The sequence below is a fragment of the Parabacteroides sp. AF17-28 genome, from assembly GCF_003479205.1.
In the GTDB taxonomy this organism is placed as follows: domain Bacteria; phylum Bacteroidota; class Bacteroidia; order Bacteroidales; family Tannerellaceae; genus Parabacteroides; species Parabacteroides acidifaciens.
Window position 1 is genome coordinate 56,953 of record NZ_QUGV01000002.1, and the last position, 14,908, is coordinate 71,860.

The 14,908-nt window shown below is 48.7% G+C and carries 14 protein-coding genes; 8 read left to right on the top strand and 6 right to left on the bottom strand.

All coding sequences use genetic code 11. The features are described 5' to 3' along the window. The first annotated feature begins 5 nt into the window (after window positions 1-5). Entirely contained in the window at window positions 6-1,205 is a 1,200-nt protein-coding gene (locus DWW90_RS01720; protein WP_122343765.1) for an MFS transporter, read from the top strand. Between the two features lie 3 nt (window positions 1,206-1,208). Here the strand turns inward: DWW90_RS01720 and DWW90_RS01725 are convergent, their stop codons facing one another. From DWW90_RS01725 to DWW90_RS01735, 3 genes are all read right to left on the bottom strand, one after another. Continuing rightward, the gene (locus tag DWW90_RS01725; protein WP_122343766.1) at window positions 1,209-1,940 is read right to left on the bottom strand and encodes an SDR family NAD(P)-dependent oxidoreductase; all 732 of its coding nucleotides are present in this window, start codon (window positions 1,938-1,940) and stop codon (window positions 1,209-1,211) included. Beyond that, window positions 1,933-3,177 carry a glycosyltransferase gene (locus DWW90_RS01730; RefSeq protein WP_122343767.1) on the bottom strand — a complete coding sequence of 415 codons (1,245 nt, stop codon included), beginning with the start codon at window positions 3,175-3,177 and terminating at the stop codon, window positions 1,933-1,935. Before DWW90_RS01730 ends, DWW90_RS01725 begins: the two co-directional genes overlap by 8 nt. Before the next feature lie 179 nt (window positions 3,178-3,356). Further along, window positions 3,357-4,208 carry an AraC family transcriptional regulator gene (locus tag DWW90_RS01735; protein ID WP_122343768.1) on the bottom strand — a complete coding sequence of 284 codons (852 nt, stop codon included), beginning with the start codon at window positions 4,206-4,208 and terminating at the stop codon, window positions 3,357-3,359. Window positions 4,209-4,363: 155 nt separating this feature from the next. On the opposite strand from DWW90_RS01735, the gene DWW90_RS01740 reads away from it, so the two are divergent. The 3 genes from DWW90_RS01740 (at window position 4,364) to DWW90_RS01750 (ending at window position 9,563) form a co-directional block, all read left to right on the top strand. Continuing rightward, complete coding sequence (locus DWW90_RS01740; protein WP_122343769.1) at window positions 4,364-5,551, top strand: DUF4925 domain-containing protein; 1,188 nt, start codon at window positions 4,364-4,366, stop codon at window positions 5,549-5,551. Window positions 5,552-5,565: 14 nt separating this feature from the next. Next, window positions 5,566-8,385, top strand: coding sequence for a TonB-dependent receptor (locus DWW90_RS01745; RefSeq protein WP_122343770.1), 2,820 nt, complete (start codon window positions 5,566-5,568; stop codon window positions 8,383-8,385). Between the two features lie 143 nt (window positions 8,386-8,528). Further along, window positions 8,529-9,563 carry a YhcG family protein gene (locus DWW90_RS01750; RefSeq protein ID WP_122343771.1) on the top strand — a complete coding sequence of 345 codons (1,035 nt, stop codon included), beginning with the start codon at window positions 8,529-8,531 and terminating at the stop codon, window positions 9,561-9,563. A gap of 191 nt (window positions 9,564-9,754) precedes the next feature. Here the strand turns inward: DWW90_RS01750 and DWW90_RS01755 are convergent, their stop codons facing one another. After that, entirely contained in the window at window positions 9,755-10,171 is a 417-nt protein-coding gene (locus DWW90_RS01755) for a hypothetical protein (protein WP_122343772.1), read from the bottom strand. Continuing rightward, window positions 10,168-10,395, bottom strand: coding sequence for a hypothetical protein (locus tag DWW90_RS20355; RefSeq protein WP_147382388.1), 228 nt, complete (start codon window positions 10,393-10,395; stop codon window positions 10,168-10,170). The genes DWW90_RS01755 and DWW90_RS20355 overlap by 4 nt, the downstream gene beginning before the upstream one ends. 790 nt (window positions 10,396-11,185) lie before the next feature. Here DWW90_RS20355 and DWW90_RS01765 point away from each other — a divergent pair. Further along, complete coding sequence (locus DWW90_RS01765) at window positions 11,186-11,743, top strand: epoxyqueuosine reductase QueH (protein WP_115498269.1); 558 nt, start codon at window positions 11,186-11,188, stop codon at window positions 11,741-11,743. On the opposite strand, the gene purN is transcribed toward DWW90_RS01765, so the two are convergent. Then, window positions 11,721-12,284: a phosphoribosylglycinamide formyltransferase gene (gene purN, locus DWW90_RS01770; protein ID WP_115498268.1), complete on the bottom strand. Its 564-nt coding sequence runs from the start codon at window positions 12,282-12,284 to the stop codon at window positions 11,721-11,723. The genes DWW90_RS01765 and purN overlap by 23 nt on opposite strands. A 154-nt stretch (window positions 12,285-12,438) precedes the next feature. On the opposite strand from purN, the gene DWW90_RS01775 reads away from it, so the two are divergent. From DWW90_RS01775 to rnc, 3 genes are read left to right on the top strand one after another with little or no spacing between them, the layout of a single operon-like run. Beyond that, the gene (locus DWW90_RS01775) at window positions 12,439-12,675 is read left to right on the top strand and encodes an acyl carrier protein (RefSeq protein WP_005639879.1); all 237 of its coding nucleotides are present in this window, start codon (window positions 12,439-12,441) and stop codon (window positions 12,673-12,675) included. 21 nt (window positions 12,676-12,696) lie between these two features. Next, window positions 12,697-13,962 (top strand): beta-ketoacyl-ACP synthase II, encoded by a 1,266-nt coding sequence (fabF, locus tag DWW90_RS01780; protein WP_122343774.1) that lies wholly within the window; start codon window positions 12,697-12,699, stop codon window positions 13,960-13,962. Window position 13,963: 1 nt separating this feature from the next. Then, window positions 13,964-14,899, top strand: coding sequence for a ribonuclease III (rnc, locus tag DWW90_RS01785; RefSeq protein WP_115498266.1), 936 nt, complete (start codon window positions 13,964-13,966; stop codon window positions 14,897-14,899). Window positions 14,900-14,908: the final 9 nt, after the last annotated feature.

Sequence of the window (14,908 nt, forward strand, 5' to 3'; positions counted from 1 at the left end):
ATATAATGGCACAAGACAAACTCGTTTCACCCAGCTTCTGCTACATTCTGGCAGCCAACTTCCTGCTGTTCTTTGCATTCTATCTGATATTGCCGATCCTGCCGTTTTACCTGCAAGATCAGTTCAACGCGGACAGGTCGATGATCGGGTTTATCCTCTCGTGCTATACCATTGCCGCGCTGTGCATCCGCCCGTTCTCCGGCTATCTGTTGGACACGTTTGCCCGGCGGCCGCTGTATCTGATTGCCTACGCTGTCTTTATGGTTATTTTTGCCGGGTATATGATTGCCAGCGTGTTGAGCCTGTTTATCATCTTCCGCATCCTGCACGGCTTCGCCTTCGGGATGGTAACGGTGTCGGGCAATACGATCGTGATCGACATCCTGCCCTCCTCCCGCCGCGGCGAAGGGATCGGTTATTACGGGCTGGCAAACAACATCGCCATGAGTTTCGGGCCGATGACCGGACTTTTCATGCACACCAGTTTCTCATACGAAACGATTTTTGCCTGCTCGCTCGTCTCCTGTTTCCTCGGGTTCATCATGGCCTATCTGGTTAAAACGCCCCTGAAACAAACGATCAAGAAGGAGCCGATCTCCTTAGACCGCTTCTTCTTAGTGAAAGGGACCTGGGCGGGAATCTCCCTGCTGTTGCTCTCCATTCCATACGGCATGACGACCACATACGTCGCCATGTATGCCGATGAAATCGGGATTTCCGTCAATTCGGGACTCTATTTTACCTTTATGGCGATCGGCTTAGCTGTCTCCCGTCTGTTCTCCGGAAGGCAGGTGGATAAAGGAAGGATCACGTTAGTCATTTCATTGGGGATGTATCTGGCGGCAGCGAGCTTCTTCGGGTTGGCGGCGTTGGAAAGGCTGATGCGATGGAATCCGGGCTTTACCTCTTATCTGTATATCGGGATCGCGCTCTCGCAAGGGGTCGCGTTCGGGACTATGTTCCCGGCTTTCAACACGCTGTTTGTGAACCTGGCGCCCAACAGCCAGCGCGGGACGGCGACTTCGACTTACCTGACCAGCTGGGATGTCGGCATCGGTATCGGACTGATGGCAGGCGGAAGCATTGCGCAAGCCTTCGGAGGGTTCAACCATGCTTACCTGTTCGGAGCATGTCTGACAATCCTGTCCACGCTATTCTTCCTGTTCAAGGCGGGTCCGCATTTCAACCGGAATAAACTAAGATAAGTTCTATTGTAATCTTTTTCCCATCCGGCAGTAGACGCCGACAGGAATCAGGCGCATCATGTAAGCCGCCCATTTCCAACGCCCGGAGATATAGGCGATTTTCTTCTTTTTACAGATTGCTTTATAGATATCGGCGGCAGCCTCATCGGGAGTCAACAGCCAGAAATGAATCGGATAGGTTTGTCCGAGTGCCGTATCGACAAATCCCGGACGGATATCGGTGACGGTGATCGGCAATCCGTTCACTTTCTGCCGCAACCCTTCCGCATAATTGGAGATAAAGGCTTTGGAGGCATTATAAGCCGGGGCGATCTTACTTCCCCGGATACTGGCAACGGAAGACATCAGGACCAGATGCCCCGCTTTCTTGTTAATAAAATAGTGGGTTCCATACACGGCAAGGTTGGTCATGCCCAGGACATTCGTTTCGATTGTCCTCCGCTCGACGGCGAAATCCAGTTCCCGGTCCAGATCGCCGATACCTGAATTGATCATCAACAAGTCCAGATCACCCAAACGGGCTATCAGTTCCTTTAGCTGTCCGACAGACTGCTCCAACTGCATCACGTCCATCTGCATGGCGACGAAACTGCCGGGTGCAGCCTGTACCATCTCTTGCAGCAGTTCGATCCTGCGGCCCGTGATCCCGACCCGGTAGCCGTGGGCAACTAAGCATTCGGCCACGCTACGGCCGATGCCGGATGTCGCCCCGATTACGATTGCATTCTTACTCATGGCCAAAACGTTCTATGTAATCGCACATATTCTCTATGCCCCGCTCGCTCCGGATCTGTTCGCCTAAGGCGGCGGCGTTTTTCTTATAGTCCGGGTTGGTGACCAAATCGCATATCTTGCGGTCCAGTTCCTTTTCCGACACTTTAGCAATCTTGACCCGTTCCGGGCCGAGGCCGAGCTGAAGGGTGCGATAAGCCCAGTAATGCTGGTCGACGATCAGCGGAGTGACTAATTGCGGACGGCCTGCACGCGCAACACTATGTGTCGTTCCGCAGCCGCCATGATGAATCACGCCGTCGCAATGCGGGAAAATCAGATAGTGAGGCACAGGATGCTGCATCAGGTAGAGATGCTCGTCTGTCTGCATCGAAGCCCCGGTCTTAGCCCAGCCCGAACCGACGATAAGCCGGAAATCATGCCGTTTGCAAACCTTCAGCAACATCTCGCAAAAACGGTTCCGGTCTTTCGCACTGCAACTGCCCAAGGTGAAAAACAGGACAGGCGTATCTTTCGCTTTCACAAAAGACATCATTTCCTGATAGGCCGCCTCGTCATATTCAAACGTATCGTTGAAGCAGTATCCGCCGACTTTCCAGCGGAACCGCTTGCTCCATTCCGGATCCGACTGGCCGAGGTACTGACTGTATATCATATAATTGTCCGCCGCCAACGCCGCGTTATGCCCGAAGTTCCGGATCGGAGGAAGCCCGTATTTCTCGCGGTTCAGGTTCACCGTGTCGCGCGCGGTAAAGTTCGACATCCGGTTCATCAGGAACCACAACAGACGCGGTTGGAATATCGGATGCGGCTTAGGAAAAGGAAAGACGGCGGGCGGAATCTTATTGCCCGGCAGGAACGGCCCGTATGCCGTACGGATAAGCGGTTTATGGCAGTATTCGGCCACACTGGTCGCCGAAAATTCGGAGTTCGTCGCCACCATTATATCGTGTTCCTGCAACAAAGGGATCAGTTGCTCGAACTGTGCACCGATCGTATCGCGTGTCCACTTCAAGACAGTCTTCACACTCTGCGACTGCTGTTCGACACCGGCCATCATTCCGGTTATGTCGTCAAACGGATGCAAGACATAGTTCAGACCATATCCCTTGATTATATTCTCGAAAAGGCGGGGCAGGTTAACTGTCACTTCATGACCCCGGTTCACCAATTCACGGGCAACACCTAAATAGGGAAGCACATCACCTTGCGACCCCCTTGTAACCAGTAGTATTTTCATCACGCTGTTCTTTTTTAGCTCCTGCCTTCCGTTTAAACAGCCAACGGACTAAAAAGGCGAGGAAGCCTAATAACATACTCATTAACATAATGGACAAAGAACGTATTTATCTCATTACCAATCAACATCCATCTTTACGATTCGTCATTCAGATTTTAATATTTGCCGACACCATCCTTTTAGCTGTTCCGGTATTCTAACGGAGACATGCCGACATAGCGGCGGAAATATTTGTCGAAGAACGCTACATTGCTGTAACCTAATCCGATCGATATTTCCTTGATCGGCTGGTTGGTGGATTTCAGCTGGGCTTTGGCATCCAGGATCACGACACTGGCGATGATGTCCAAAGCCGTCATCCCGGTTGTCTTCTTGATCACGGAACAGAAGTGGGGCAACGTGATCCGCAGCTTACCGGCGTAGAAAGAGGCGCTGCGTTCCTTCGTATAATATTGCCAGACAAGTTGCACAAATTCGCGGGCAATCTCCTTGTCGCGGCTCAATACCGGTTCATGCCAGGTACTGATCTTCTTGTACATATTGATGATTCCCTGGAAGATAAGATCGAGGATCGGCTTCAGGCTATCGGCAAACAAGATCGAATCCGGATCATTGTCGGCACGCACTAACAGGGCGAAAAAGTCTTTATAGATAGCCGCCGCATTCTCAGACAACGGCACCGCCGGGTTCTCAATAATCGTCACAATCAGATTGGAGATCGTCCGGATAAAGTTGATCCCCTCCAAGAAGCGGGAGGAAAAGGCGACGAAACAGACCCGGGCATCGTCCGACACCTCGTGGATCTGGATAAAAGTATTCGGAAGCAATGTGACAAAATCATTGGCACGGACTGTATATTCACTCAGGTTAATCGTCAGCCGGATCGTCCCCTGCGTACAAAAAGCAAACACCCCAGCCTTTATCTTACAAGGGAAAAGCCCGTACATATTCAGGATATCACCCGTGATACCATCACCTACAATATAATCTTTCGGAATGTCAAATTTAGGCAAGTCAACGTCTATCTTCATATCACATCTTTTTGTCGTATCAAAAGTAACAAAATATACTTACCTCACCCAACATTCTTAAAAATAGAATATACATTCCCAAATATGGAGATTGTTTGGTTCGAACATAAGCCTGTTCTTTGTACCATCCTATAATTCGATAAAAAGAATACTCTATGAACAGAAAATTATCACTACGTTTTATTTGTGCCATAGCGATGGCTATCCTGTTGATATCCTGCGATGATGACGAAAACGACAAAGGCCTCTCCCCGGCAGGCCTGAGCGGGATTTATTCCAATAAACTAAGTGCCCCGGCAAACGGCGACTCATTAGTTTTAAGCTACAACGGGAATATTTTCATCGGGAAAGACGTCGAATTCAAGACGGGAGACGGAAAAACAGCGGATCTCATTCTTAAATATGTACTACCGCACGACGGAGAGACGAAACTCGAAAACGTACCTCTTTCAGCCGCCGCAGACGGCTATACATTCAGCGGAAGCACAACCGCCGCAACCGGCACCGCCTTTCATTATCAGGGAAGCGTACAGAAAAGAAAGATGACACTCGAACTGTCGGACATCACCATTCCCGCCAACCAGCTGACGGCAAACGGAACCTGGTATATCGCCCACAACAATGCCTCCTATTATAATGTGGATAACGGCAGCATGCAAACGATGCTCGGAATGCTCTACAATATGATCGGCGGCCAACTCGTCGGCAACCTGATCAGTTCCGTCCTCGACGATATCACCTTCCGCCCGGACGGCAACATCATCGCTAACTACGCTCCTCTGCCCGATTCCGTCGCGATAGGAGACCTGATCGGCACGTATGTCAAGCATCCCGCAAGCGACTGGACCGCCTCGCCCGCCAACTTGGCGACCTGTTACGCGGAAAACAATTCCCTTTATGTCACTTTGCAAATCGACATGATCATCCGCCAGGTGATGATGAACAAACAGACGAAAGCCGACTCCGACCAGAGCGCAATGGAAAACGCCATCATGGCGGCTTACCAAAAGATCATCGGCTGGTCGACGACCGGCATCAAAATGGAGATCCGTCCGAGCAGCAACCCGGCACAAGGCGATATCATCCTGTTACTCAACAAAACGGAACTGCAAGAGCTGCTCACCCTGCTGCCCATTGTCAAAACCCTTATCCCTGCCGAGACGTTAGATGCGCCTGTCATGGATCTGATCGGCGACATGATACCGCCCCAGTTTGCCGGTCTCGCCGGCCTGCTCCTACAAGGCAAAACCGTCGGCGCGATACTGGACCAGCTGATCCAGGAACTGAACACAATTCCTATCGAAATCGGTATTTACTTATATAAGGACAAACCTAATTATTAAAAAAGCAATTCATCATGAGAAAGCTATATAGCCTGATTTTTTCATTGCTGCTCTTCACCGGGGCGGCCTTCGGACAGACATTGAAAGGACATGTCTATGACGCCGACAACAACGAACCGCTGGCCGGCGTCAACATCACATACAAGAAGATCAATGGAGACACGAACGGCACGATCTCGGACCCCGACGGAGCCTATGAGATCGCACTTCCGGAAGGAGGCGTGGACCTGCTGTTCAGTTATATCGGATACGAAAACGAACTGGTGCCGTTAGTACTCAACCGCGGCGACGTGAAAGTAAAGGACATCCGCATGCACATCCAGGCCAACCTGTTAGGCGACGTGGTAGTCAGCGCCGGACGTTTCGAACAGAAACTGAGCGACGTCACCGTCTCCATGGACCTCCTGAAAGCAGGCGACATCGCCCGGCAGGCGCCGACCGACCTGAGCTCGACACTCAACACGATGCCGGGCGTGGACATCAACGACCGGCAACCCTCCATTCGTGGCGGTAACGGCTGGACCTACGGCGTCGGCTCGCGAAGCCTCGTCCTGATCGACGGGATGAACGCCCTGATGCCGGGAAGCGGCGTGATCAACTGGAACATCGTCCCGCTGGAAAACATCGAGCAGGTGGAAGTGATGAAAGGCGCTTCCTCCGTGCTGTACGGCTCGTCGGCACTGAACGGCGTGATCAACATCCGGACCAAACGCCCCAATCTGACACCGACCACCAGCCTCCGCGCCTACGTCGGCGTGTATGGCGACCCGGCGAATGAAGACTACCAGTGGAGCGACAAGGCTTTCTGGCGGGACGGGAAATACGACGTCGAGCCGTTCCTGCGCAAAAGCGTACTTTCCGGCATCCGCAACCCGCTGTATGAAGGGTTCGACGTGTCGCACGCACGGCGCATCGGCGATTTCGACGTCTCGGCAGGCTTGAACCTGTTCACCGACGAAGGGTTCCGCGAACAGGGCTATAACAAACGCTTCCGTGTAGGCGGCAACCTGACGTACCACCAGCCGATGCCGGACGGCAAACTGCTGAACTACGGTTTCAACACCAACTATATGGCCGACAACTATGCCGACTTCTTCCTCTGGCGTTCGCCGAAAGAGGCTTACCAGCCCTCCGCCATCGCCAATATGGGACGCGAAGCGAACACCTTCTACCTCGACCCGTTCTTCAACTTTACGAACCCGAACAACAACACCTCCCACAAGATCAAAGCCCGCTTCTATTACCGGGGCGACAATATCGGGCAGGGAACCAGCAACCAGAAGTCCATCCTCGACATCCTCGGCAATATGGGCACCGATGTCAACTCGATCACCGGCCTGGTGCAGAATATCCAGAACGGCGACTACAGCACCTTCTTCCCGGTCATCCAGCCGATCCTGCAAGGAGACTTGGGCGGGATCGTCAACGGGGCGACCAATATCCTGAACGGCATTTTCCCGACCGCGACGACCGGCGACTATTGCGATCTGTTAGCATGGGTGATGAAGAACGGCCTTCCCACGGACCAGTCGGATCTGATCCCCTGGCTCTCGGGCGCTCTCGGAAACAAAACAGACAAACAGACCGATATCGATAAGAACTATACCTATTATGTCGACTACCAGTTCAACAAGAAATGGGACAGCGGCATACAGCTGACGGCAGGCGCCACCTACGAGCACATGAAAAGCGTCTCCAACATGACCGGCACGCACGACAGCGACAACGCCGCCCTGTTCGTCCAGTACGACCAGCGCTTCTTCGACCGCCTGGGCGTTTCGGCCGGTATGCGTGCGGAATATTACCGTGTGGACGACTACCTGCGCGAAGCCGACACGAAGCTCTTCGGCACCCACATCCCGGTCAAGCCGATCTTCCGCGCCGGGTTGAACTACCAGCTTGCCGACTACAGCTTTATCCGTGCCAGCTTCGGACAAGGCTACCGCTATCCTTCGCTGACAGAGAAATATGCCCGCAAAGACATCGGCGGTGTCGGCGTCTACCCGAACAACCAGGTAAAAGCGGAAAAAGGGGTTAACGCCGAGTTAGGATTCAAGCAGGGTTATAAGTTCGGCAACCTGATGGGTTTCTTTGACGTGGCGGGCTTCTACACCCAGTACACCGACATGATCGAATTCCGTTTCGGAATCTTCAACAACTCGACCTTCGAATATGTCAACGGCACGCGTGACTTCCTCAACATGGTCTCCCAAGGCCAGATGCCGGGATTCGGCGCCCAGTTCTACAACGTCTCGAAAGCCCGTATCTACGGAGCGGAGATCAGCACGAACGGCGTCTACACGTTCAACCCGAACACCACGCTGACCTACAACTTAGGATATGTCTTTATCGAACCGGAAGACGTCGACTACAAGCGCAAGAACGCAGAAGAAGCGCTCCTCGACGACCCGATGCGCATGAAAGAGAAATCCAACACGTCCAAATACCTGAAGTACCGCCAGAAACACACCGTAAAAGCGGTCCTCGACTTCCAGTGGAAACGCCTGAGCTTAGGCACCAACATCGCCTGGAAGAGCAAGACGCTGGCCGTCGACTACCTGATGGTGGACGAACGCGAAAAATCGCAACCGGAACTGATGGATTACATACGCTACGTCTTGTATGGCAACTCGGGCGGAGAAACGCTCACCTCCTATTGGATGGATCACAATACGCCTTACTGCGTAGTTGACCTCCGTGCCGGCGTGAAGATCACAAAAGAGACCTCCGTCCAGTTCATGGTCAACAACCTGTTCAACAAAGAATACACCACCCGCCCGATGCTGGTCTCACCTCCCCGGACGTTCGTGATGCAGTTGAATGTGAACTTCTAAACGAAATAATAAGCGGCAAAAAGATCAGGTTGATTTCTTTGCCGCTTATTCTTTGTAATACAGTCCTTTTCAAAAGCCTATTTGTAGGCAGCTTAATCAAAAGAAAATCTTACCTTTGTAACCAATTATAATATAAATGAGGTATGGCAGTAAAGAACGCCCCCATTATATCCCCCGAATATCTCGACTTCAGAAATGAGATAACAGCCCGCATTCGGTCAGCGCAGTACGAAGCGTTAAAGGCTGTAAACAAAGAGATGATCGCGTTGTATTGGGAAATCGGCAAGCGGATTACCGAACAACAGGCAGCATTGGGCTGGGGCAAATCCGTTGTAGAAAACCTTTCACGGGATATCCAAAAGGAATTTCCGGGGATCAAAGGTTTTGGCGTTTCCAATATGTGGGATATGGCACGCTTTTATACTGAATACCAATCGAATGAATTTCTCCAACCATTAGTTGGAGAAATTAGCTGGTCAAAGCACATCGTCATCCTTACCAAGTGTAAGGAAACGCAGCAACGGCAATTTTATATATTGGCGACCAAGAAATACGGCTGGACGAAAGATGTTCTTATCAACAAGATAGAGGTAAAGACATACGAAAACTATCTGCTTGGGCAAAGTAATTTCGATATAACCTTACCGGATAAAATAAAAAAACAAGCCATACTTGCTTTGAAGGACGAATACACATTCGACCTTGTGGGACTTTCAGAAGAACATTCCGAATATGAATTGGAACAGGCGATCATAAAGAATATCCGTGCTTTCCTGATGGAGTTCGGTCCGAATTTCTCTTTTGTCGGCAATCAGTATCGGATAGTAGTAGATGGTAAAGAATATTTCATAGATTTACTTCTGTATAACAGACGTTTGCAAGCAATGATAGCAATTGAATTGAAAATCGGTGAGTTCCAACCGGAATATAAAGGCAAGATGGAATTTTACCTGAATGTACTGAATGATACCGTAAGACTGCCCCATGAAAACCCGGCAATCGGTATCATTATATGTAAATCGAAAAGCCGCATGATTGTGGAATATGCTTTGAAAAATTCGACAATGCCTATCGGGGTGGCGACTTACAGTCTGTCGCCCGAATTACCCGAAGCCTATAAGGAACTGCTACCGACCTCCGAAGAAATTGCGAAGAAAATAGAGTTGCTCATAGATTAAGTCTTTTCCGCCCGATGCTGGCTCACCTCCCCGGACGTTCGTGATGCAGTTGAATGTGAACTTCTAAACGAAATAATAAGCGGCAAAAAGATCAGGTTGATTTCTTTGCCGCTTATTATTTTTTTTAACAGTGATTATCAGGATAACTATATGATTTTTTGTTTCAAAACCGAGGCAAGTTGTATCAATGATCATTTAAAAATCGGAACAAAGATCGACACCTGCAAGTCTCTTGTATCTGTATTGCCAACTACAGGATTCCAGTAAAGCCGTTTGAATCCGTTCTTATAAGACAGATCAACTTGAAACCAGTTGAAATCATAGCCTACTTTTACAACAAGAGGAATATCAAATTTATCATCTGTCATATTATTTTCGCTTGTCGTATTGAAATAGATCGTCGGTTCTACCCCGATTCCGGCTTTTAACCCTTTCCATAACTTATAGCCCACGACAGCATTCAGCGATAATCCGTTAAATAATTTTGTTTTATCGTAAATAGCTCCACCCGGTTGCTGTTTGCCGTAATCTATATTAGGGTCCATTCCTTGTTCCTGGTAAGCGATATTCACTCTTCTCGCTTGATACAACAAAGCTGCATCAATCAAAAAATGATTTTTAAATTCATATTGGAATGATATCCAGCATTAAAACTAAAACGGTGATCCCAATTCAAATCTCTTTCTCCTGATAATAAAGGTGAATTAATTTTCGACTTGTGCATCCAGCTATCACCTCCACCCACTACAATACCCGATTTAAGCTGTGCATTGGATACTAAAGGAAGCAACAGCAGGCACGTAAATACAAATAGATAAATTGTTCTTCTCATGGCGATATTGTTTAGAATCGTAAAGCTATAAATTTGTCATTATCAGCATCATTTTCTTTTGACCTTTAAACACTGTCCGTCCCTTCTTCCGCACAAACCATTCGCCTCCGTTTTCATGCCTGTGTATTTCCACCGAGGGGGGCTTATTGTATAAAACGCATTTTTTAGACTCAAAATATATCCGAAACCAAACAAATGTTAATCTGCTTTTTCGGTCTCAAAAAGGGACTTTTCCGCCTTTTTTGAGCGTTTCCAGCAATTACGACCGTCCTCTTTGCCATTATGACCGTGCTAATGTGTAGTGCACTCGGCACCTCGCGAAGATTAGAACGGTCGTAATGGCGATTTGGACGGTCGTAATTGAAAAGAGGACCGTTTTCATGGCAAAAAAGCCCCTAAATTTCCTTGAGATATTTGGAACGCCGTCCGTTTTATTTTCAAATATTCGATTCTCCGGGAGTTAAGGTTTATCACTTTGTAGGCGTTTCCGCTTTTCAGTAATCAAATTGTACGCCTTCCGAGACGGACTGCGCACCTCGTTTTATCTGTTGTCAGTTGAACAGGCTAAAACAGTGAAAAAAGTCAGTTCAAAATCGATCAAGATTTCAGATGAAATAGAAAAACGCCAGAAAAAGGGGTTATTGTATAATTCCTGTTTGCAGAAGGTTCAAAATTTGAATCGGTAAATGATGATTTACGGTTCAGGATACATCAGGCGATTTTGCGACCCAATTCCCAAAATCCGACAAAATTGCTTATATTCGTACCCCGTAACAAACCCAGTCCCGATATGCATTTATTACTTCATACCTGCTGTGCGCCCTGTTCGGCGGCCATTATAGAGTGGTTGTTGGAAAACGGGATACGTCCGGTGTTGTTCTATTTCAATCCGAACATTTACCCGCTGGAAGAATATAATATCCGGAAATCCGAATGTACCCGCTACGCCCGATCCTTAGGGCTGGAAATCATCGACGGAGATTACGATCACGAGAGCTGGTTGCAGGAAATCCGCGGCCTGGAGAATGAGCCGGAACGGGGAGGACGCTGCCGGCAGTGCTTCAGGATGCGGCTACGGGCGACGGCACGCATGGCGCACGAAAGAGGTTTCGACACCTTTGCCACCACCTTAGCCTCTTCGCGCTGGAAAAGCCTCGAACAGATCGCAGAGGCCGGCCATGCAGCAGCGGCCGAATTTACCGATGTCGAATTTTGGGAAAAGAACTGGCGCAAAGGCGGGCTAAGCGAACGCCGACGCATCCTCTTAGCCGAAAACGGCTTCTACAACCAGCAATATTGCGGATGCGAATTTTCCATGCGCCCCTCTATCTCAACAGATCTTCTATGACGTGCGGATAATGGGCATATTCGAGGGCATGCACCTTCGTTGCGACCTCTTCCGGGGTGTCGGAAGGAAGGACGGGGCATTTTGCCTGGAAGATGGTCGTCCCTTCGTCGTAATGCTCGTCTATATAATGTATGGTGATGCCTGTTTCCTTTTCGCCGGCGGCGACTACCGCCTCGTGCACATGCATCCCGTACATTCCTTTTCCGCCGTATTTGGGCAGGAGGGCCGGATGGATGTTGATAATCTTGCCCGGATAGGCATTCAACAGGGTGTCGGAGATTTTATTCATAAAGCCGGCAAGGACGATCAGGTCCGTATCGTACTCCGCCAGTTTAGCCAAAACGGCGCTCCCTTCGGCAAACTCGTCACGCGAAAAAACAAAAGAGGGGATTCCCAATTTGTTTACGCGTCCATGGACACCGACATTCCGGTTGTTAGACAAAACAACCGCCACTTTAATAGTTTCACTTTTAGAGAAATATCGGGCTATATTTTCCGCGTTTGTACCCGAACCGGAAGCAAAAATGGCTATGTTCTTCATGTTTTTACCTGTTTTAGTGCACAAGAAAAGAAAAAATGTGCAGTTTTCCGCATTTTTAGCTCATTAAATTTGTTTTGTAACATAAAAAATTCTTTTCTTTGCACTGCAAATTTAAAAAGTATATTCGTATTTATTAATCTAAATTGAAAAAGTTATGTCTGAAGTTGCTGAAAGAGTAAAAGCTATCATCGTTGACAAATTAAGTGTTGAAGAAACAGAAGTTACAAACGAAGCAAGCTTTACTAACGATTTAGGAGCAGACTCTCTTGACACTGTAGAACTGATTATGGAATTCGAAAAAGAATTCGGTATTTCTATTCCCGATGATCAAGCAGAAAAGATTACAACTGTAGGCGACGCCATTGCTTACATCGAAGCTAATGCGAAGTAATCAATCCTTTTAATTAAAGGTATGGAATTAAAAAGAGTTGTGGTAACAGGTCTTGGAGCTATTACTCCACTTGGTAATACCCTCCCGGAAACATGGGAAGGTATTATCAACGGGAAGAGTGGAGCCGGGCCTATTACTCAGTTTGATGCATCCAAATTCAAGACACAATTTGCATGCGAAGTAAAAGGCTTCGATCCGTTGACAGTGATGGATCGTAAGGAAGCCCGCAAGTGCGACCGCTACAGCTTGTTTGCAATACAGGCAGCAAAGCAGGCGATCGAAGACGCAGCAATGGACTTGGACAAGGAAGACAAGAACCGTATCGGCGTTATTTTCGCCTCTGGTATCGGTGGTATCAAGACATTCGACGAAGAAGTATTAGGATATGCGAAGACCAAAGACACGATCGGTCCGAAGTTCAATCCGTTCTTCATTCCGAAGATGATTTCGGATATCGCAGCCGGACATATCTCCATGCTTTATGGATTTCATGGCCCGAACTTTGCGACAGTCTCGGCTTGTGCCTCTTCTACCAACGCGATTGGTGACGCATACAACTATATCCGTTTGGGCAAAGCGAATGTCATTGTGACAGGTGGCGCGGAAGCCGCAATTTCGGAATCAGGCGTAGGTGGATTCAATTCGATGAATGCACTGTCTACACGCAACGATTCTCCGGAGACTGCCTCCCGTCCGTTCAGTGCCAGCCGCGATGGTTTCGTAATGGGTGAAGGCGGTGCTTGCCTGATATTGGAAGAAATGGAACACGCTTTGGCGCGTGGAGCTAAAATATATTGCGAAATTGCCGGAACCGGTATGTCTGCCGATGCTTACCATCTGACTGCTTCCCATCCTGAAGGATTAGGTGCCAAGTTGGTTATGCGCAATGCATTGGAAGATGCGGAAATGACACCGGAAGACATCGATTATATCAATGTTCACGGGACATCGACTCCGGTAGGTGACATCTCAGAAGTAAAAGCGATCAAGGAAGTCTTCGGAGATCATGCTTATAACTTGAATATCAGTTCCACCAAGTCAATGACAGGTCACCTGTTAGGCGCTGCCGGAGCTATAGAAGTAATGCTTTGCATTATGGCTATACAGAACGGTATCGTTCCTCCTACGATCAACCACGTCGATGGCGATGATGATCCGGAAATAGATTATAAACTGAATTTCACATTCAATAAAGCTCAAAAAAGAGAAGTACGGGCTGCACTGTCAAATACCTTCGGGTTCGGCGGTCACAATGCCTGCGCGATTGTTAAAAAATTTGTGAAGTAACGTGTTTACAAAGCTATACAAAAGAATAAGGCTCCTCAAGAATATCGGTAAGGAGCCTTATTCTTCTTTATACAAAATACTTGGGTTTTGCCCTGAAAACATCCACTTGTATGAACAGGCCTTCCTCCACAAGTCATCTTCGGTTGAGAGCGGTGACGGCAGATGGTTGAATAACGAACGGTTGGAGTTTTTGGGTGATGCCGTATTGGATGCAATCGTAGCTGATATCGTTTATAAACATTTCCAAAACAAGCGGGAAGGATTCCTGACCAATACCCGCTCCAAAATCGTACAACGCGAGACACTGAACCGCATTGCCGTCGAATTGGGACTCGACAAAATGGTTGTTTACTCAGCCAAACTAAGCTCCCACAACAATCACATGTATGGAAACGCCCTTGAAGCATTGATCGGAGCCATCTATCTGGATCAGGGTTACAAGGTGTGCTATCATTTCATCCAGGATGTGATGATCAAGAAATATATCGACATCGATACAATCGCCCGCAAAGAGGTGAACTTCAAATCGAGCCTGATCGAATGGAGCCAGAAGAACAAACTGGAAATCTCGTTCGACCTGATCGAATCGTTTACCGACAACGACGGGAATCCGGTATTCCAGACGGGTGTGACCCTTTCGGACACACAGATCGGCGTAGGCATCGGATACTCTAAAAAAGAATCCCAGCAATCGGCCGCCAAGATGGCGATCAAGAAACTGCGTACGGATAAGACTTTCCAGCAATTCATCTCGGAACTGAAGAAAAAGAAGACCGGCGAGAACACGGCCGAGCACGAATTCGAGGAACTCCCCGAAGAGGCAATGGAAAACAATGGCCAGGAAGAAATATCCGCAGAGACAGCAAGTGCAAAGACAGCAAGTGCAGAAGAAACAAAAGCGGAAACCGCCCAAGAAGCCGTCCCCGCCGAAAACTAATTTTCAACT

Bases quoted from the DNA above. Each gene is read 5' to 3' on its own strand.
- DWW90_RS20355 (WP_147382388.1), bottom strand. From the start codon at position 10,395: ATGAGAAGAACAATTTATCTATTTGTATTTACGTGCCTGCTGTTGCTT.
- DWW90_RS01745 (WP_122343770.1), top strand. From the start codon at position 5,566: ATGAGAAAGCTATATAGCCTGATTTTTTCATTGCTGCTCTTCACCGGG.
- DWW90_RS01740 (WP_122343769.1), top strand. From the start codon at position 4,364: ATGAACAGAAAATTATCACTACGTTTTATTTGTGCCATAGCGATGGCT.
- fabF (WP_122343774.1), top strand. From the start codon at position 12,697: ATGGAATTAAAAAGAGTTGTGGTAACAGGTCTTGGAGCTATTACTCCA.
- DWW90_RS01735 (WP_122343768.1), bottom strand. From the start codon at position 4,208: ATGAAGATAGACGTTGACTTGCCTAAATTTGACATTCCGAAAGATTAT.
- DWW90_RS01765 (WP_115498269.1), top strand. From the start codon at position 11,186: ATGCATTTATTACTTCATACCTGCTGTGCGCCCTGTTCGGCGGCCATT.
- purN (WP_115498268.1), bottom strand. From the start codon at position 12,284: ATGAAGAACATAGCCATTTTTGCTTCCGGTTCGGGTACAAACGCGGAA.
- DWW90_RS01750 (WP_122343771.1), top strand. From the start codon at position 8,529: ATGGCAGTAAAGAACGCCCCCATTATATCCCCCGAATATCTCGACTTC.
- DWW90_RS01725 (WP_122343766.1), bottom strand. From the start codon at position 1,940: ATGAGTAAGAATGCAATCGTAATCGGGGCGACATCCGGCATCGGCCGT.
- DWW90_RS01720 (WP_122343765.1), top strand. From the start codon at position 6: ATGGCACAAGACAAACTCGTTTCACCCAGCTTCTGCTACATTCTGGCA.
- DWW90_RS01775 (WP_005639879.1), top strand. From the start codon at position 12,439: ATGTCTGAAGTTGCTGAAAGAGTAAAAGCTATCATCGTTGACAAATTA.
- DWW90_RS01730 (WP_122343767.1), bottom strand. From the start codon at position 3,177: ATGAAAATACTACTGGTTACAAGGGGGTCGCAAGGTGATGTGCTTCCC.